This is a genomic window from Paracoccus kondratievae, assembly GCF_009301415.1.
Classification (GTDB): Bacteria; Pseudomonadota; Alphaproteobacteria; order Rhodobacterales; family Rhodobacteraceae; genus Paracoccus; species Paracoccus kondratievae.
Genome location: NZ_CP045072.1, coordinates 2,205,320 through 2,222,846 on the forward strand (window position 1 = coordinate 2,205,320; position 17,527 = coordinate 2,222,846).

At 63.1% G+C, this 17,527-nt stretch carries 16 protein-coding genes and 1 pseudogene; 7 read left to right on the forward strand and 10 right to left on the reverse strand.

Going from position 1 to position 17,527, the window contains the following annotated elements; translation table 11 throughout:
• The first annotated feature begins 35 nt into the window (after positions 1–35).
• The gene (locus F8A10_RS10995; RefSeq protein WP_010391955.1) at positions 36–761 is read left to right on the forward strand and encodes a GntR family transcriptional regulator; all 726 of its coding nucleotides are present in this window, start codon (positions 36–38) and stop codon (positions 759–761) included.
• Positions 762–776: 15 nt separating this feature from the next.
• On the opposite strand, the gene F8A10_RS11000 is transcribed toward F8A10_RS10995, so the two are convergent.
• The 3 genes from F8A10_RS11000 to F8A10_RS11010 all read right to left on the reverse strand — a co-directional run bounded on the left by F8A10_RS11000 (position 777) and on the right by F8A10_RS11010 (position 3,936).
• Positions 777–1,619: an ureidoglycolate lyase gene (locus tag F8A10_RS11000; protein ID WP_010391956.1), complete on the reverse strand. Its 843-nt coding sequence runs from the start codon at positions 1,617–1,619 to the stop codon at positions 777–779.
• Between the two features lie 42 nt (positions 1,620–1,661).
• Positions 1,662–2,399: an SDR family oxidoreductase gene (locus F8A10_RS11005; protein ID WP_010391958.1), complete on the reverse strand. Its 738-nt coding sequence runs from the start codon at positions 2,397–2,399 to the stop codon at positions 1,662–1,664.
• Positions 2,400–2,484: 85 nt separating this feature from the next.
• Entirely contained in the window at positions 2,485–3,936 is a 1,452-nt protein-coding gene (locus tag F8A10_RS11010; RefSeq protein ID WP_010391959.1) for an aldehyde dehydrogenase family protein, read from the reverse strand.
• A gap of 165 nt (positions 3,937–4,101) precedes the next feature.
• Here F8A10_RS11010 and F8A10_RS11015 point away from each other — a divergent pair, with 165 nt between their 5' ends.
• Positions 4,102–4,758, forward strand: coding sequence for a peroxiredoxin (locus tag F8A10_RS11015; RefSeq protein ID WP_010391960.1), 657 nt, complete (start codon positions 4,102–4,104; stop codon positions 4,756–4,758).
• A 37-nt stretch (positions 4,759–4,795) separates the two neighbouring features.
• Here F8A10_RS11015 and F8A10_RS22040 read toward each other — a convergent pair.
• The 6 genes and pseudogenes from F8A10_RS22040 to F8A10_RS11040 all read right to left on the reverse strand — a co-directional run.
• Positions 4,796–4,898, reverse strand: a pseudogene (locus F8A10_RS22040) (IS481 family transposase); the annotation flags it as partial.
• Between the two features lie 228 nt (positions 4,899–5,126).
• Positions 5,127–7,277, reverse strand: coding sequence for a polyribonucleotide nucleotidyltransferase (pnp, locus tag F8A10_RS11020; RefSeq protein WP_010391961.1), 2,151 nt, complete (start codon positions 7,275–7,277; stop codon positions 5,127–5,129).
• Positions 7,278–7,565: 288 nt separating this feature from the next.
• On the reverse strand, positions 7,566–7,835 hold the full coding sequence (rpsO, locus tag F8A10_RS11025; protein WP_010391962.1) for a 30S ribosomal protein S15: 270 nt from the start codon (positions 7,833–7,835) through the stop codon (positions 7,566–7,568).
• Between the two features lie 151 nt (positions 7,836–7,986).
• Positions 7,987–8,877 (reverse strand): calcium-binding protein, encoded by an 891-nt coding sequence (locus F8A10_RS11030; protein WP_152367373.1) that lies wholly within the window; start codon positions 8,875–8,877, stop codon positions 7,987–7,989.
• A 174-nt stretch (positions 8,878–9,051) separates the two neighbouring features.
• The gene (locus tag F8A10_RS11035; RefSeq protein ID WP_152367297.1) at positions 9,052–9,705 is read right to left on the reverse strand and encodes a YggS family pyridoxal phosphate-dependent enzyme; all 654 of its coding nucleotides are present in this window, start codon (positions 9,703–9,705) and stop codon (positions 9,052–9,054) included.
• A 69-nt stretch (positions 9,706–9,774) separates the two neighbouring features.
• Entirely contained in the window at positions 9,775–10,776 is a 1,002-nt protein-coding gene (locus tag F8A10_RS11040; protein WP_152367298.1) for a porin, read from the reverse strand.
• Positions 10,777–11,098: 322 nt separating this feature from the next.
• Between F8A10_RS11040 and F8A10_RS11045 the strand changes: the two genes are divergently transcribed.
• The 5 genes from F8A10_RS11045 (at position 11,099) to F8A10_RS11065 (ending at position 16,903) form a co-directional block, all read left to right on the forward strand.
• Positions 11,099–11,560, forward strand: a complete 462-nt coding sequence (locus tag F8A10_RS11045) for a DUF3576 domain-containing protein (protein ID WP_010391967.1) — start codon at positions 11,099–11,101, stop codon at positions 11,558–11,560.
• A gap of 76 nt (positions 11,561–11,636) precedes the next feature.
• Positions 11,637–14,171 (forward strand): leucine--tRNA ligase, encoded by a 2,535-nt coding sequence (gene leuS / locus F8A10_RS11050; protein WP_152367299.1) that lies wholly within the window; start codon positions 11,637–11,639, stop codon positions 14,169–14,171.
• A complete protein-coding gene (gene lptE / locus F8A10_RS11055) occupies positions 14,158–14,643 on the forward strand; it encodes an LPS assembly lipoprotein LptE (protein ID WP_010391970.1) in 486 nt (161 codons plus the stop codon). Before leuS ends, lptE begins: the two co-directional genes overlap by 14 nt.
• A complete protein-coding gene (holA, locus tag F8A10_RS11060) occupies positions 14,640–15,668 on the forward strand; it encodes a DNA polymerase III subunit delta (protein WP_152367300.1) in 1,029 nt (342 codons plus the stop codon). Before lptE ends, holA begins: the two co-directional genes overlap by 4 nt.
• Positions 15,641–16,903: a TIGR03862 family flavoprotein gene (locus F8A10_RS11065; RefSeq protein ID WP_152367301.1), complete on the forward strand. Its 1,263-nt coding sequence runs from the start codon at positions 15,641–15,643 to the stop codon at positions 16,901–16,903. Before holA ends, F8A10_RS11065 begins: the two co-directional genes overlap by 28 nt.
• On the opposite strand, the gene F8A10_RS11070 is transcribed toward F8A10_RS11065, so the two are convergent.
• Positions 16,879–17,466, reverse strand: a complete 588-nt coding sequence (locus F8A10_RS11070) for a glutathione S-transferase family protein (RefSeq protein WP_010391973.1) — start codon at positions 17,464–17,466, stop codon at positions 16,879–16,881. The genes F8A10_RS11065 and F8A10_RS11070 overlap by 25 nt on opposite strands.
• Positions 17,467–17,527: the final 61 nt, after the last annotated feature.

Below are 17,527 nucleotides of genomic sequence, written 5' to 3' on the forward strand. Positions count from 1 at the left end.
TCAACCAAGCCCCTAATGCGGGACAGGGAGGAGCCATGGACCCTGCACCGATTATAAACGCCTATTCCGAGCCTTTCGTGCAGGCGCCCTTTGCGGTGCAGCTACAGATCCGGCTGCGGAAACGCATCATTCGCGGCGAACTGCCGCCCGGGACGCGCCTGTCCGAACAGGAAATCGCCGATCAATACGAGCTTTCCCGCCAGCCGGTGCGAGAAGCCTTCATCCGCCTTGCCGGAGAGGGCCTGCTTGAGATCCGCCCCCAGCGCGGCACCTTTGTCACCCGCATTGATATGGAATGGGTGCTCTGTACTCGCTTTATTCGCGAATCGCTGGAATCCGACATCGTGCGGCTGGCGGCGACCCGCGCCCAGCCGCAGGACCACGAGGCGCTTTTCGCCCAGATCGCGCGGCACGAGGCCGAAACCGACCCCGCCAACCTCGCCCAGCTTGACGAAGAGTTTCACGCCATGCTGGCCCGGATCTCGGGCAAGGTGATGGTCTGGAACCATCTGCAACAGCTCAAGGTGCATCTGGACCGTGCCCGCCACCTGCTGGCGGCGATGACGCCCAAGGACGATATGCTGGCCCAGCACCGGGAGATCGCCCAGGCCATCGCCGCCCAGGACCCCGACCGGGCCGAGGCCGCGATCCGCGACCACCTGCGCCGGGTACTGATGGAGCTGCCGGGCGTGCTGCGCCTGTCTCCGAACTATTTCACCAAAACCGACACGCTGGCCGAAACCCTCGCCGCTGAAAGCTGAGCCGCGCCCGGCCTGTCACGAGCGCCGTACCCTCTGGGACTGTTCGCCAAGGCCTGAAATACCAAGCCGCATCACCTCGCCGCCGCGCAGAAAGACCGGGGGTTTCGCGCCCATGCCCACACCCGGGGGCGTGCCGGTCGTGATCACATCCCCCGGCATCAGCGTCATCAGCCGCGAGCAATAGGCAACAATCTCGGCCACGCCAAAGATCATCGTCGCGGTCGAGCCATGCTGGCGACGCACCCCGTCCACCTCAAGCCACAGGTCCAGCGCCTGCGGATCGGGGATCTCGTCCCGGGTGACAAGCCACGGGCCGATGGGGCCAAAGGTGTCAAAACCCTTGCCCTTGTCCCAGGTGCCGCCGCGTTCGGCCTGCCATTCGCGCTCACTCACGTCATTGACGACGCAATAACCCGCGACATGTTCCAGCGCCATCGCCTCGGACACCTGACTTGCGCGCGCGCCGATGACGACGCCCAGCTCGACCTCCCAATCGGTCTTTTGCGCGCCGGGCGGAATGATCACATCATCATCCGGGCCAATGATGCAGCTGGTCCATTTGTTGAACACCACCGGTTCGGCCGGGACTGGCAAACCGGCCTCGGCCGCGTGATCGGCATAGTTCAGCCCGATAGCCACGAATTTCGGCACATGGCCGACGCAGGGCCCAAGGCGCGGCTGACCCGACACGATGGGCAGCGCATCAAGATCCAGCGCCGCTAACTGCGCCAGCCCATCGGGGCCCAGCACCTCGCCCGAGATATCGGCGATATGGGCCGAAAGGTCGCGAATACGCCCCTCGGCATCCAGAAGCCCCGGTTTTTCCTGACCCGCCGGGCCATAGCGCAGCAGTTTCATCGCTGATCCTTTCGCTTGTTCGCCTATGGCTCGGGCGGCGTATCAACCGCGCCCGACAAAGGGCATGTTGGTCGCCATGACAGTCATATGCAGGACATTTGCGCCCTCGGGCAGGTTCGCCATATGAAACACCGCCTCAGAGACATTCGCCGCGTCCATCACCGGTTCGGGCCGGATCGAGCCATCGGCCTGGGGCGCACCCTGCGTCGCCACACCCGTAATCATCTCGGTCGCGGCATTGCCGGCGTCAATCTGACCGCAGGCGATGTTAAAGGGCCGCCCATCCAGCGCCAGCGTCCGCGTCAGCCCCGTCACCGCATGTTTGGAAACCGTATAGGGAACCGAACCGGGGCGCGGCGCCTCGGAAGCGATCGAGCCGTTGTTGATGATCCGCCCGCCCATCGGGTCCTGCCGCCGCATCTGGCGAAAGGCTGCACGGGCACACAGGAACATACCGTCGATATTGACCCGCGCAACGCCCTGCCAGTCCTGCCAGGAAATTTCGTCGATCAGGCGCGAAATCAGGATCGCGCCTGCATTGTTGAACAGAACATCCAGTCGCCCCCATTCGGCCACCGCACGGGCAAAGGCGGCATCGACCGCCGCCTCATCCGTCACGTCGCAGGGCAGAATCAGCGCATCAGGATGGCCATCCGCCGTCTCGGCCAAAGCCGACTCGCGTCGGCCGATCAGCCCGACCTTCCAACCCCCATCAAGAAACCGTCGGGCGGTAAGCCGACCAATGCCGCTGCCACCGCCGGTAATCAGGATCGTTTTCATCGCATGCCCCCCTTTTCCCGTCGTGGGCGGATGCTAGCGACAACATCCGCCCAGGAAAAGGGCCGCTCGGGCAAAGGCGCAGGAATCAGGCCTCGGGGTCCCAGCCGCTGATCTGCTTGCTGTCCATGAACTCTTCGAGCCCCCAGACACCACCCTCACGCGCCCGGCCCGAAGCCTTGACCCCGCCAAAGGCCGCGCCGCGCCCGCGCGACTGGCCATTCATTTCGACCATGCCGGCACGCAGCTGACGTGCCAGTCGGTTGCGACGGGCACCATCCTGCGTCTGAACATAGTTCGTCAGCCCATAGATCGTGTCATTGGCGATTTCGACCGCCTCTTCTTCGCTGTCAAATGGGATGATCGACAGCACCGGACCAAATATCTCTTGCCGCGCGATGGTCATCTCATTGGTCACATCGGCAAAGACGGTCGGCCGGACGAAATAGCCGCGATTGACGCCCTCGGGCAGGCCGGGACCACCGGCGACCAGACGCGCGCCCTCGTCGATGCCCTGCTGGATCAGACCCTGAATCTTGTCCCATTGCTGCTTGCTGACCACCGGACCGATGTGACGACCGGGCTGATGGGCGCTGGCGACCTGGGTTTCCTCGGCAACCTTACGGGCCTGCTCGACCGCGGTTTCGTAGAACGAACGCTCGACCAGCATCCGCGTCGGCGCGTTGCAGGACTGGCCACTGTTGTAAAAGCAATGCCGGGCCCCGCGCACCACCGCTTTTTCGTCGGCATCGGCAAAGATCAGGTTCGCACCCTTGCCGCCCAGTTCCAGCGCCACTTTCTTCAGCGTGTCGGCAGCAGCCTTGGTGATCGCAATCCCGGCGCGGGTCGAGCCGGTAAAGCTGATCATATCCACATCAGGATGGGTGGAAAGCTGGGTCCCTACCCCCAAGCCGTCCCCGTTCACCATGTTATACACACCCGCAGGCAACCCGGCCTCATCCACGATTTCGGTAAAGACGACCGAGGAAAGCGGCGCGATCTCGCTGGGCTTCAGCACAACGGTATCGCCCGCAAGCAACGCCGGGATCACCTTCAGCGTCACCTGGTTCATCGGCCAGTTCCACGGCGTGATCAGCCCGACAACGCCAACCGGCTCCCACGCGACCATGCTGTTTGGGGCATGCGGACCCAGCGGGCGGATGAATTCAAAGTTGCGGAACGCCTCGATGAAGGTCTCGATATGATAGCTGCCGGCTGCGGTCTGGTCGTTCAACGACATGTCCTGCGGCGCGCCCATCTCGGCGGTGATCGCGGCGGCCATATCAGAGGCGCGGCGCTTGTAGATCTCCAGAATCCGTTCGACATAGGCCAGCCGTTCGGCCGGAGACGTCCGGGACCAGCCCGGGAAAGCCGCCTTGGCCGCCGCAACCGCCGCATCGGTATCCGCCTGATCGCCAAGGCTGATAACCGCCACCGGCTCTTCGGTCGAGGGGTCGATCACCTCAAGATCGCGCGGCTGGCTGGGCGCAACCCAGGCGCCGTTGATGTAAAATTTCCGCTTGTCGGCAAGTCCGCTCATGAGAGCCTCCCTTGATCTGCGATTGGCCAGCAGACTGGCACCCGGACAGCCGGGCTGCAAGCCACAGCAGCCGCCCCGATTTTTATCACGACTTGAAAGATCGTGTTGGACAATCCGATACGCATGACTATCTTGACGCGGGAGAGCCAACCGAAAGGACCTGCAATGTCCCTGCGCATCAACGATATCGCCCCCGATTTCACTGCCAACTCGACCGAGGGGCAGATCAGCTTCCACGACTGGATCGGCGACAGTTACGCGATCCTGTTCTCGCATCCGCGGGACTTTACCCCGGTCTGCACCACGGAATTCGGTGCCGTGGCGCAACTGGTCCCCGAGTTCGAAAAGCGCAGCACCAAGGTGCTGGGCGTCTCGGTCGATTCGGTCGAGGATCACGGGAAATGGAAGGCCGACATTGAAAAAGTCGCTGGCGTTCCGGCCAATTTCGCCATCATCGACGACACCGATCTGACGGTCGCCAAGGCCTATGACATGCTGCCCGCCGACTATTACCTGCCGAACGAAGGCCGCACGCCCCAACACTCGGCCACCGTGCGGACGGTGTTCATCATCGGGCCGGACAAAAAGGTGCGCCTGACCATGACCTATCCGATGTCGGTCGGCCGCAACTTTGCCGAAATCCTGCGCGCGCTTGACGCGGTGCGGAAAACCGACGGCGTTCCGCTGGCAACCCCGGCAAACTGGGTCCCGGGCCAGGATGTGATCGTGGCGCTGGCGCTGGACGACGCCGCCGCCGAGGCGCGCTATGGCCAGCTTGACAAAAAGCTGCCTTACCTGCGTTTTGCCAAGGACCCGGCGTAACTCCGGGCCGGGTGGGGCCTTTCGCCCCGCCTGGATTGTTCAGTCCGGACATCTGGCGGACGGTTCTGGATGAATCGTTCCGGCTCTGATGTCCGGATCTTGCAGATGTATTGACCGTCGAGGGTCTTGAGCCTGCGGGCAAGGCCGCCAATCACTGTATGGCCGCTTGGACGGCGAGCGTGGTCGTGGCGCTTCCACAACGAACTCGCCTATAAGGCATCCTTCCATTCCAAAGAATGGATCGCACCATCAAACCGGGGAAACAAACAGCTGACCCGACCGCCCTGGCGGACAATAACCTCGCCGAAAAAGCAACAGCCCGCCCGCAAACCTGCGGACGGGCCGATATGCACTAAGAAAAAGAAAGATCAGCCTTCGGCGTCTTCTTTTTCTTTTTTCTCGGGCTGGATCTCTTCGCCCGTCTCTTGGTCGACCATTTTCATGCCAAGGCGAACCTTGCCACGGTCATCAAAGCCCAGCAGCTTGACCTTGACCTCCTGGCCTTCCTTAAGCACCTCATTGGGGTGGTTCAGGCGCTTGTTGGCGATCTGGCTGACATGGACCAGGCCGTCACGCTTGCCAAAGAAGTTCACGAAGGCACCAAAGTCGACCAGCTTGACCACCTTACCGGTGTAGATCTTGCCTTCCTCGGGCTCGGCCACGATCGAATAGATCATCTCATGCGCCTTGCGGATCGCATCGGCGTTGGACGAGGCGATCTTGATGGTGCCATCGTCGTTGATGTCCACCTTGGCGCCCGAAGTCTCGACGATCTCGCGGATGACCTTGCCACCCGAGCCGATAACTTCGCGGATCTTGTCGACCGGGATGGTCATGGTTTCGATACGCGGAGCATGGGCGCTGAATTCGCGACGGCCCTCGGACAGAGCTTTCGACATTTCGCCCAGGATGTGCATCCGGCCGTCCCTGGCCTGGGCCAGGGCCTGCTCCATGATCTCGGGGGTGATGCCCGCGACCTTGATGTCCATCTGCAGGCTGGTGATGCCGTTTTCCGTCCCGGCAACTTTGAAGTCCATGTCGCCCAGATGGTCCTCGTCACCCAGAATGTCGGTCAGGACTGCCCAGCGGCCATCCTCTTCGAGGATCAGACCCATGGCGACACCGGCAACCGGAGCCTTCAGCGGCACACCCGCATCCATCATCGACAGCGAGCCACCGCAGACCGAAGCCATCGAGGACGAGCCGTTCGATTCGGTGATCTCGCTGACCACGCGGATGGTGTAGGGGAAGTCGGTCGGCGCAGGCAGAACCGCCTGCAGCGCGCGCCATGCCAGCTTGCCGTGACCGATCTCACGACGGCCCGGCGAACCCACACGGCCAACCTCGCCGACCGAATAGGGCGGGAAGTTGTAATGCAGCAGGAAGTTGCTGCGGAAGTTACCGTGCAGCGCGTCGATGATCTGTTCGTCATCGCCGGTGCCCAGGGTGGTCACGACCAGCGCCTGCGTCTCGCCGCGGGTGAACAGAGACGAACCATGGGTACGCGGCAGGAAGCCGACTTCCACGTCGATCGGACGCACGGTGCGGTTGTCGCGGCCGTCGATCCGCGGGCGGCCATCAATGATGCCCCCACGCAGGATGCCCGATTCCAGCTTTTTCAGCGCCGAACCCAGGTTCGGGTCAAGCTGCTCTTCCTCGCTCAGACCTTCGAGGATCTTTGCCTTGGTTGCCTCGATGGCGTCGCGGCGCTGACCCTTGTCCTGAATTGCATAGGCGGCGCGCATATCGGCCTCGCCCAGCGATTTCACGCGGTCATACAGGGCCGAGTAGTTCGGCGCCTGGAACTCAAAGGGTTCTTTGGCGGCTTCTTCGGCCAGCGAGATGATCAGGTCGATCACCGGCTGCATGGCCTCGTGGCCGAACTTGACCGCGCCCAGCATCTCGGCCTCGGTCAGCTCATAGGCCTCGGATTCGACCATCATCACCGCGTCGCGGGTACCGGCGACGACCAGATCAAGGCGCTGCTCGGGGTTGCCGCGCAGGTTTTCCATATCGGCAACTTCGGGGTTCAGCACATATTCGCCGTTCGCAAAGCCAACGCGCGCCGCGCCGATCGGCCCCATGAAGGGCACGCCCGAGATGGTCAGGGCAGCCGAGGCAGCAATCATGGCGACGATATCGGGATCGTTGACCAGATCGTGGCTGAGCACGGTGCACATCACCAGCACTTCGTTCTTGAAGCCGGGGACGAACAGCGGGCGGATCGGACGGTCGATCAGGCGCGCGGTCAGCGTCTCACGCTCGCTCGGGCGTGCTTCGCGCTTGAAGAAACCGCCGGGGATCTTGCCGGCGGCATAGTATTTTTCCTGATAATGCACCGTCAGGGGAAAGAAATCCTGACCGGGCTTGGGTTCCTTGGCGAAAGTGACGTTGGCCATCACGCTGGTTTCGCCCAGAGTGGCAATCACCGAGCCGTCGGCCTGACGGGCAACCTTGCCCGTTTCCAGCGTAAGCGTTTCATTGCCCCACTGGATCGATTTCTTCACTTCATCAAACATTCGGTTTCCTCTGGCGACGCGCCGGCCCTCCGGTCGCGTCCCGTGTCAAATGGCGGCCCCATTGCCGCCGCCCCTATCCTTTGCATGTGCCCCGGGGCCTGGCGTCACGTCACAGATGGAGTTGCCCCATACAGGAAAACAGGGTGCATGGGAAGTGGTTTGCCAGCGCCCTGCCCCTTCAGGCCAGCAGCGTAACGGGCAAATCCGTGGCCGGAAAATGCAAACGCCCGCGGCCTTGGCCACGGGCGCAACGCTTGGCGGCGCAGCTTGCGCCACCCTGTTCCTGCCTTAGCGGCGCAGGCCCAGCTTGCCGATCAGCGCGGTGTAGCGGGCTTCGTCCTTGCGCTTCAGATAGTCCAGCAGCTTACGACGCTGCGCGACCAGCTTCAGCAGACCACGGCGGGAGTGGTTGTCTTTCTTGTGGGTCTTGAAGTGCTCGGTCAGAGTAGCAATGCGCGAGGACAGGATCGCAACCTGCACCTCGGGCGAGCCGGTGTCGCCTTTCTTGGTGGCGAATTCGGCCATGACGCGGTTCTTTTCTTCAACCGTAATCGACATCGGGGGCTCCTTTCAGAACAAAGGGTTATGGCTCAGGCCGGGATGTCGTCCAGCACAGGCCCATGGAGAACACCGCCAGAATCGTTCAGGCGGATGCGGGCGTATAGGCGGAATCGGTGCAAAAGGAAAGCGGATTCCTTGGCCAGCACGGTTACTTCTGCGGTTTGATCTGGTTCAAAAGGATATCTTCTGCGCGCAGGTTCGGAGCGTTCTGAACCTCGCAGATAATCACCCCGTCCACGCGGATCACCGCTGCGTCGTTTTCGTCCCGCTCAACCGTCACGACAGGTTCGGTGCCGCTGCCATCATCCTGATAGCGCAGTTCAATCCGGTCCTCACGTGGGTTGAAATCGGCAATAACGGCCGGAGGCGCGTCCAAGTCAGCCCGGTCGCCAGGCATTTCGAGAGCGAACAGATCCTCGCCCTCGCCCCCCTCGGCGAAATCGCCCGCGCCGGGCAACAGCGTATCGCGACCCTCACCGCCATGCAGCCAGGCGCGATCCGGATCGGCCGAACCGATCAGCAGATCGTCGCCCTCACCTCCGTCCAGATCATCCTCGCCCCGCCCGGCGATCAGGGTGTCATTGCCGATCCCGCCCCACAGCCAATCATCGCCGTCACCAGCGGTAAGCAGGTCATCGCCCTCACCGCCAAAGATCGTATCGTTACCACCGCCACCGTGCAGAGTGTCATTGCCGCCCTGACCGGTGAGGTAATCGTTGCCCTCGCCCCCGCCGATCAGATCGTCGCCACCCGGACCATAATCGCCGTCGCCATAGATCCAGTCATCGCCGTTGCCGCCCAACAGGGTATCATTCCCCTGCCCGCCATGCAGATCGTCGTTGCCGCCATGACCGCGCAGCAGGTCATCACCCTCGCCGCCGGCCAGCCAGTCCGAACCTTCGGTGCCATCCTGAACGGAACTTTCAGCCCCATTACCCTCATCACCGTCAGGCGGGCTGCCCGAACCGTCCGGCTCATCATCAGTCGTCGGGTTCCGGGTCGTCGAGGTCACGTCAATGGCAAGACCAGCGAACAGCATCGTGAGCAGACTGCTGAGCAATAACATGACAACACCCGAAAGAATCACACAACCTTTACGAGCAACCTAGCGCGGCACCGCTGGGCTCGCATCCTCAATGTCAACAATGAGTTAACAAAGCAGATGCTCCTCACGGCTGCACCGGGGGTTCAGTAAAAGGGTGATCTGAACGGGTCAGCTATAATCGCGAGCGCCAAAGATTGCGCTGCCGACGCGGACATGGGTCGCGCCTTCGGCAATGGCGGTTTCGAAATCGGCGCTCATGCCCATCGACAGGCCGCGCAGACCATTACGGGCGGCGATGTCACGCAAAGCGCGGAAATGCGGCACCGGATCTTCGCTCTCGGGCGGGATGCACATCAACCCCGACAAAACCAGCTCCATGGCCTGACACTCGGCGATGAAGGCATCGGCATCATCCGGCAGAATACCCGCCTTTTGCGGCTCGGCACCGGTATTCACCTGAACGAAAAGCTGCGGACAATTGCCGCGTGCCTGCACCTGCCGGGCCAGTTTGCTTGCCAAAGACGGACGGTCCAGCGTGTGGATCGCGTCAAAAAGCTCAAGCGCAGGTTTCAACTTGTTGGTCTGTAAGGGGCCGATCATGTGCAGCTCGACCCCGGAAAAGCGCGTGCGCCAATCGGGCCATTTTCCGACCGCTTCCTGGACGTAGTTCTCGCCAAAGATGCGGTGGCCGGTTTCCAATACCGCCTCGACCCGCCCGGGGGGCTGCACCTTACTGACCGCAATCAGAGTGACCTCTCCTGCTGCGCGTCCCGATGCCTTTTCGGCCGCCGCGATGCGGCGCTTGATCTCTTCCAGTCCCATGAGTGCATGATTCCCAAAAGAAAAGAGCGGGCGCAAGGCCCGCTCTTCCTGATTCCAGGTTCTGACGGATCAGAACTTGAACTTCACGCCGACGTCAGCGTAGGTGTCGTCGTCTACACCAGCAACGTCGGAGTCGACGTTGATGATGCCGCCGGCCAGAACGGCGCCGCCGCCCAGGTCGTAGTCAGCGCCGATACCGATAGCGCGCGGTTTGATGTCGCTGGCGCCATACACGTCAACTTTGTCCTGACGGAAGAAGCCCTTCACGGTCAGAGCGTCAGCTTGGTAAGCAGCCGACAGACCGATGGTCGAGTCGAACTCAGCGCCGGTGCCGACGAACACGTCGTCGTATTTGACGAAGACGCCTTTCACCGAGAAATTATTGAATTTGGCTTCACCGCCGAGCGAGATTTCGCTCATGTCGTCGTGCTTGGCATAGCCCAGAGCGGCCCACCAGTTGCCGGCGTCGTATTTAGCGGCCAGCGAGTAGGCAACGTGATCCGACAGAGCGTCGGTGTCGGGGTTGCCGGTGGGGGTGTAGAGGTTAGCGCCGGTGGTCACGTCGTAGACGCTGGTGTCAACACCATCGGTAGCCGAAGCGTAGAACGAGATCTGGTTGACGGTGTATTCGTACAGGATCGTCGGGCCCTGATTGCGGTTGGCACCGTCGCCGACCAGGTAGCTGATCTCTTCCGGATCGCCGGCAACGGCGCCGTCGGTGTAGCCGATTTCATACAGGTCGCCGATCGCGGCTTCCGAAGCCGAAACGACGTCGCCCATCGACAGTTTGCCGTAGGTGCCCGAAATCCAGACAGCGCCACGCTCACCGCGGGCAGCCGAACGGTACTCGTTGTTCCAGTCTTCCTGGTCAACGCGGAATTCACCGCCGAAGGACAGACCAGCGTCCGATTCGCCGGTCAGCGTGAACTTCACGCGGGCGCGGCTGGCGAACTGGACATCGTCACCGTCATAGATCACACCCATGCGGCCGTCGCCCGAGATGGCGACTTCGGCAGCGGCAACACCGGCGGTCATAACCAGCGCGGTGGTGGCGAAAAGAACCTTTTTCATGGTTTTCCCTCTTGTCTCTCTCGTATGCCCCACCCCGGAGTACCGGCTGGGGTATGCCTGTTGTGTCGCGCTTTCCCCCCCGCATTGCAACGAAATCGCATCCACTTAGCCAGTTTCCGGGATGCTGTGATGCACATGAGCCACACCCCATTGCAACGCCCCGGTGCCGGTTTTGCCCCGCCGCGGAGCCATGCGCCCCCTGTCCCGCGCGCGTACTATATTCACCACGGCCAGCCGGATTGCGCAGGCAGGCGCGGCATCTCTTGTCGCAAGGGGCAAAATTGCGCTATGGCTCCGGCAAGGACGATCCGGGGGACTTCAGATGACCAGACGCGCCGTACGGCTGACCGCCACCCTGCTGATCCTGGCGGGGCTTGCCGCCTGTTCGGGCACAGGACGTCAGGGCCAGTCCCAGACCACGCAGCCGCAACAGCGCGAATCCACGATCTGGGACGTCTTTTCGAATCGCCGCGACCCGAACGATACGGTGGCCGTCAACCGCTATCTCTGGAACGCCAGTCTGGAGGTTCTGGACTTTCTGCCGATCCAGTCGGTCGACCCCTTTACCGGCGTGATCGTCACCGGCTACGGCACGCCTCCGGGCGGTGGCCGCGCCTATCGCGCCACAATCAAGGTCAGCGATCCTTCGCTTGATGCGCGTGCGCTTAAGGTTTCGCTGCAGGGTTCGGGCGGCGCAGCGGTGGCGCCGGACACGGTCCGCGCGGTCGAAGACGCGATTCTGACCCGCGCCCGTCAGCTGCGGCTGCAGGACCGTAATCTCTAAGCAGCACCGACCCCGCTGGACCTGCATCGGGCAAGCGGCTAATACCCTGCGGGCAGTCTGACGCCCGGAGGTTTCCATGCCCTATGATCCCGCAATCAGCGAGCCGCGCTGGCAAAAAGCGTGGGAAGAGGCGAGCGCGTTCCGCGCCGTCCGGGACGAACGGCCCAAATATTACGTGCTCGAGATGTTCCCCTATCCTTCGGGGCGCATCCATATGGGCCATGTGCGCAACTATACCATGGGCGACGTTGTGGCCCGGTTCAAACGCGCGCAGGGCTTTTCCGTGCTGCACCCGATGGGCTGGGATGCTTTTGGCATGCCGGCCGAAAACGCCGCGATGGAACAGGGCGGCCATCCGCGCGACTGGACCTACGGCAATATAGCCACCATGCGGGGGCAGCTGAAACCGCTGGGCCTGTCAATCGACTGGAGCCGCGAATTTGCCACCTGCGACGACGATTACGTCAAGCAGCAGCAGTCGCTGTTTCTGGATTTCCTTGAGGCGGGGCTGATCTATCGCAAATCGGCCATGGTCAACTGGGACCCGGTCGATATGACCGTGCTTGCCAACGAACAGGTGATCGACGGCAAGGGCTGGCGGTCGGGCGCCCCGGTCGAGCGGCGCGAGCTGACGCAATGGTTCTTCCGCATCTCGGACTATTCCGAAGAGCTGCTTGCGGCGCTGGACGGGCTGGAGGGCTGGCCCGAGAAGGTCCGGCTGATGCAGCAGAACTGGATCGGCAAGTCGCGGGGCCTGCAATTCCGGTTCGAAACCGTGAACGCCCCAGAAGGCTTTGAAAAACTTGAGGTCTATACCACCCGCCCGGACACGCTGCGCGGGGCGTCCTTTGTCGCGATCTCGCCCGATCATCCCTTGGCGCGCAGGCTTGAGGCCGACCCTCGCATTGCCGCCTTTGCCGCCGAGGCGCGCAAGCTCGGCACCAGCGAGGAAGCTCTTGAAAAGGCAGAAAAGCTGGGCTTTGACACCGGGCTCAGGGTTCGTCATCCGCTTGATCCCGGCTGGGAACTGCCGGTCTGGATCGCGAATTTCGTGCTGATGGACTATGGCACCGGCGCCATCTTTGGTTCGCCCGCCCATGATGAGCGCGACCATGAATTCGCGGTGAAATACGGGTTGCCGATCCGCGCCACCTTTGGCCCGCGCGGCACGACGCTGGACGAGGCCGACGCGCTGGTCGCCAAAGAACCCTATGTGCCGCTGAAATCCGAAGTCGTGACCTATGTGCGCGGCTTTGCCGGAGAGGCCGAACAGACCGGAGAGGCCGCGGTGGATGCCGCCATCGCCCATGCCGAGGCGAATGGCTATGGCGAAGGCGTGACCAAATACCGGCTGCGCGACTGGGGCATCTCGCGCCAGCGCTATTGGGGCTGCCCGATCCCTGTGGTCCATTGTGACAGCTGCGGTGTGGTGCCTGAAAAGAAAGACAACCTGCCGGTTCTGCTGCCGCAGGATGTCAGCTTTGACCAGCCCGGCAACCCTCTGGATCGCCATCCGAACTGGCGTCAGGTGACCTGTCCGAATTGCGGTGCTGCCGCGCGGCGCGAAACCGACACCATGGACACCTTTGTCGATTCGTCCTGGTATTATGCGCGTTTTACCGCGCCCCATGCCGCGACCCCGACCGATCGGGCCGAATCTGACTACTGGATGAATGTCGACCAATATATCGGCGGCATCGAACATGCGATTCTGCATCTGCTTTATTCGCGCTTTTTTGCCCGGGCGATGGTCAGGACCGGCCACCTGCCCGAAGCCGCGAAAGAGCCTTTCGATGCGCTCTTTACCCAGGGCATGGTCACGCATGAGATCTACATGACCCGGGATGGACGCGGTCGCCCGGTCTATCACCTGCCCGAAGATGTCGTCGACGGAAAGCTGAGCGATGGCACAGCGGTTGAGGTGATTCCCTCGGCCAAAATGTCGAAATCCAAGAAAAACGTCGTTGATCCGGTCAATATCGTCGGAAGCTTTGGTGCGGATACCGCGCGTTGGTTCATGCTTTCGGACAGCCCGCCCGAACGTGACGTCGAATGGACCGCCGCCGGGGCCGAGGCCGCGAACCGCTTTCTTGGCCGGGTGTGGCGGCTTGCCGACGAGATCCCCGAAGGGGGCGAAGACCCCGATCTGATCCGCGCCGCACACCGCGCCATTGATGAGGTGACGCGCGCCATAGAAAGCTTTGCCTTCAACAAGGCTGTGGCCAAGATTTACGAACTGGCGAACACGACCGCAAAATCAAAGGCAGGCGGCGATTCGCGGCGCGAAGTGCTGCGCATCCTTGCCCAGCTGATGGCCCCGATGGTGCCGCATCTGGCCGAAGAAGTCTGGTCCAGGGCCGGCGGACAGGGCATGGTTGTCGATGCCCCCTGGCCCAAGGCGGACCCGGCGTTGCTGATTTCGGATTCGGTCGTGCTGCCGATCCAGATCAACGGCAAGCGCCGTGCCGAGATCGAGGTGCCCAAAGACATGCCCAAGGAACAGATCGAATCGCTCGTTCTGGCCGATGAGACGGTGCAGAAATTCATGGCCGGCTCTGCGCCCAAGAAACTGATCGTCGTGCCGGGGCGGATCGTCAATGTCGTGGTCTAGACGAACGGCGATCCTTGGCGCGCTGGCGCTGGCGGCCTGCGGCTTTTCCCCGGTCTACGGACCGGGGGGCACGGGCGGCAAGCTTTTTGGCCAGGTCCGCACCGCCGATCCGCGTACCCCGGACGATTTTGCCTTTGCAGGCCGGATTGCCGAGCAGCTGGGGCCGGAAAAAGACGCGCGCTTCCTGCTGGAATACCGGCTGCGCATCGCTGTTGTTCCGCAGGCGATCACCCGGGATGAGGTGACGACGCGCTACGCCCTGAACGGCACCGCCGATTTCGTGCTGACCGAGGCAAGCTCAGCCCGCGAGGTGACGCGCGGACAGGTGAGCAGCTTTACCTCATATTCGACCACGGGGACCACCATCGCCACCATGGCGGCCGAACAGGACGCGCATGACCGGCTGGCCCGTATGCTGGCCGATCAGGTGGTGACGCGGCTGCTGGCCGTTCAGCCAGACGCGGTGCCATGATCCTCAAGGGCGCCGAGATCGGACATTATCTGGCGCGGCCCGATCCGACCCGCCCGGCACTGCTGATCCATGGCCAGGACGCGATGCGGGTGGCACTGAAACGGGCCGAGGCCATCAAGGCTCTGGTCGGTGAGGGTGCCGAGGAAGAGATGCGACTGACCCGCATCCCGGGCGGTGACCTGCGCCGCGACCCCGCAACCCTGCTTGATGCCGTCAAGGCGGTCGGTTTTTTTCCCGGTCAGCGCGTGGTGCTGGTCGATGACGCAACGGATGCTGCTGCCCCCGCCATCGCCGCGGCAATCTCGGAATGGAGGTCGGGCGATGCCGTGATCGTTGTCGCGGCCGGGGCGCTGAACAAATCCTCGGCGCTGCGCAAGCTTTTCGAGCCCCATCCTGCCGCTGTCACCGCCCCGATCTATGACGACCCGCCTGGTGAGGATGAGGTCGGGCGCTGGTTGCGCGATGCCGGGTTGCGGGAAATCCCGCGTGAATCGATGCGCGATCTGATGGCGCTGGCGCGCGCGCTTGATCCCGGCGATTTCCGCCAGACGGTGGAAAAGATCGGCCTTTACAAACATGGTGACCCCGAACCGCTAAGCCCGGCCGAGATCGCAGCCCTTGCACCTGCGACCATCGAGGCCGAGGTCGACGACCTGATTGATTGCGTGGCCGAGGGCAGGGCGCGCGAATTCGGAAAGCTGATGCGACGCATCGAGGGACAAGGCATTGCCCCGGTGACGCTGTGCATCGCGGCGCTGCGGCATTTCAGGGCGCTGCATACCGCCGCCTCGGACCCCGGCGGACCGGGGGCAGGGTTGGCACGGCTGCGCCCTCCGGTCTTTGGGCCACGCCGTGACCGGATGATCCGGCAGGCCCAGGATTGGGGGATGCGCGCGCTGGAAGATGCGATCCATCAGCTGATCGAGACCGATCTGGTGCTGCGCTCATCCTCTCGCGCTCCGGCGATGGCGCTGATGGAGCGGATGCTGCTGCGGTTATGCATGATGCCGCGGGGGGTGCGGTGACAAATCCGCAAGACGTCGGGGCACTGGTGATCGGCGCGGGGCCTGCCGGGTTGATGGCGGCCGAGGTTCTGGCCGGACAGGGTGCGCAGGTGATGGTGGCCGAGGCCATGCCGACCCCGGCGCGCAAATTCCTGATGGCCGGAAAATCTGGGCTGAACCTGACTAAGGATGAGCCTTGGGAGCTGTTCATGACGCGGTACGGGGGCTCTGCCCCCCGCGCGCCCGCCCCCTCAATGGGGGCGGGCGCGCGTCCCCCGGGATATTTGATCACAGAAGAATTCGGGCCGCAGGAGGTCATCAGCTGGGCGCGCGGGTTGGAAATCGAGCTGTTTTCCGGCTCAACCGGGCGTGTTTTTCCGGTCGGGATGAAGGCGTCGCCGCTGCTTCGGTCCTGGCTGGCGCGATTAGCGGGGCAAGGCGTCGATTTGCGTACCCGCTGGCGCTGGAACGGCTTTGACGGAGTGTTCTGGCGGTTTGAAGTACCGGAGGGTACAGCCTTGCTGCGTCCCCGCACCGTGGTGCTGGCACTGGGAGGGGCGAGTTGGCCCCGGCTTGGTTCGGACGCGGCATGGGTGCCCTGGCTTGTCGGGCGCGGCGTTGAGGTCGTGCCCTTCCAGCCTGCGAATATGGGTTTTCGCGTCTCGTGGTCAGCGCAGATGGCGCGGCATTTTGGGCAGGCGGTCAAGGGTGTCGCCCTATGGGCCGGAGAGCATGTCAGCCGGGGCGAATGGGTCGTCACTGCCAAGGGGATTGAGGGCGGGGGCGTTTATGAGGTCTCGGCTGCCATTCGCGACGGCGCCCGGGTCCACGTCGATCTGGCGCCGGATCTGGGCGTTGATGAGCTGGCGCGGCGGTTTGCACGCGCACCGTCCAGACTGTCGATCGGCAACCGATTGCGCCGGGGGCTGGGCGATCCGGTTCGCGCTGCGCTGCTGATGGAATGGGGCAGGCCGCTGCCTTTGGCGAACGATGAGTTGGCCCGTCGCGCCAAAGCGCTGGTGCTGTCGCATGAGGGGCCGATGGGTATTGCGCGCGCGATCTCTTCTGCAGGAGGGATTGCCGCCGAGAGCGTGGCTGAGACTCTGGAGTTGAAGGCGATGCCCGGGGTCTTTGTCGCGGGCGAGATGCTGGATTGGGAGGCTCCGACCGGGGGCTATCTGCTGACCGGCTGTCTTGCCACCGGGCGCCGGGCTGGCCGGGGTGCCGCCGCTTATCTCGCCGCGGCACGGAGATAGGCGGGCCGGGCGCGCATCATCTCAAGATAACCCGTCAGCCGGTGTTCGATGATCGGAAACCGTGCGGTCAGGGCCCAGGTCAGACAATGCGCCAGAATGATGTCGGGCACCGTCATGCGGTCGCCCATCAGGAAACCTTCGTCGGCCATGCGATGGACAAGGGTACGCTGGCTGCGCTCAAACTCCCAGCGCAGGGTATTCTTGATCGCGGCAAGGCGCATTTCCTCGGGAAGGATGAAACTGTGGCGCGCGGCAAGCCATAAGGCGGCGTCGAATTCGTCCAGCACGAATTGCATCAGGCTGTCCTGGCGCGCGCGCTCAAGCGTGCCTGCGGGATGGGTCAGCGCGCCATGCTTGTCGGCCAGATAGGTCAGGATCGCGGTCGAATCAGTGATGGGCGTGCCGTCCACCACCAGCACCGGCACCTTGCCTGCGGGGTTGAAGGGTGTGACCCCTTCGGAATGCGGATTGACGGCGACATGCTCATAGGGACGCCCAAGCTCTTCGAGCATCCAGAGCACGCGCAGGGCGCGGCTCTTGCCAGTTCCGATTACCTGATACATCTGGCTCCTCGCATTGCCTTATGATCCAAGGCTAGACCGACGGGACGATTCCCACAATCAG

Coding starts and splice junctions, on each gene's coding strand:
- F8A10_RS10995 (WP_010391955.1), top strand. CDS start 36: ATGGACCCTGCACCGATTATAAACGCCTATTCCGAGCCTTTCGTGCAG.
- F8A10_RS11000 (WP_010391956.1), bottom strand. CDS start 1,619: ATGAAACTGCTGCGCTATGGCCCGGCGGGTCAGGAAAAACCGGGGCTT.
- F8A10_RS11005 (WP_010391958.1), bottom strand. CDS start 2,399: ATGAAAACGATCCTGATTACCGGCGGTGGCAGCGGCATTGGTCGGCTT.
- F8A10_RS11010 (WP_010391959.1), bottom strand. CDS start 3,936: ATGAGCGGACTTGCCGACAAGCGGAAATTTTACATCAACGGCGCCTGG.
- F8A10_RS11015 (WP_010391960.1), top strand. CDS start 4,102: ATGTCCCTGCGCATCAACGATATCGCCCCCGATTTCACTGCCAACTCG.
- pnp (WP_010391961.1), bottom strand. CDS start 7,277: ATGTTTGATGAAGTGAAGAAATCGATCCAGTGGGGCAATGAAACGCTT.
- rpsO (WP_010391962.1), bottom strand. CDS start 7,835: ATGTCGATTACGGTTGAAGAAAAGAACCGCGTCATGGCCGAATTCGCC.
- F8A10_RS11030 (WP_152367373.1), bottom strand. CDS start 8,877: ATGCTGTTCGCTGGTCTTGCCATTGACGTGACCTCGACGACCCGGAAC.
- F8A10_RS11035 (WP_152367297.1), bottom strand. CDS start 9,705: ATGGGACTGGAAGAGATCAAGCGCCGCATCGCGGCGGCCGAAAAGGCA.
- F8A10_RS11040 (WP_152367298.1), bottom strand. CDS start 10,776: ATGAAAAAGGTTCTTTTCGCCACCACCGCGCTGGTTATGACCGCCGGT.
- F8A10_RS11045 (WP_010391967.1), top strand. CDS start 11,099: ATGACCAGACGCGCCGTACGGCTGACCGCCACCCTGCTGATCCTGGCG.
- leuS (WP_152367299.1), top strand. CDS start 11,637: ATGCCCTATGATCCCGCAATCAGCGAGCCGCGCTGGCAAAAAGCGTGG.
- lptE (WP_010391970.1), top strand. CDS start 14,158: ATGTCGTGGTCTAGACGAACGGCGATCCTTGGCGCGCTGGCGCTGGCG.
- holA (WP_152367300.1), top strand. CDS start 14,640: ATGATCCTCAAGGGCGCCGAGATCGGACATTATCTGGCGCGGCCCGAT.
- F8A10_RS11065 (WP_152367301.1), top strand. CDS start 15,641: ATGCATGATGCCGCGGGGGGTGCGGTGACAAATCCGCAAGACGTCGGG.
- F8A10_RS11070 (WP_010391973.1), bottom strand. CDS start 17,466: ATGTATCAGGTAATCGGAACTGGCAAGAGCCGCGCCCTGCGCGTGCTC.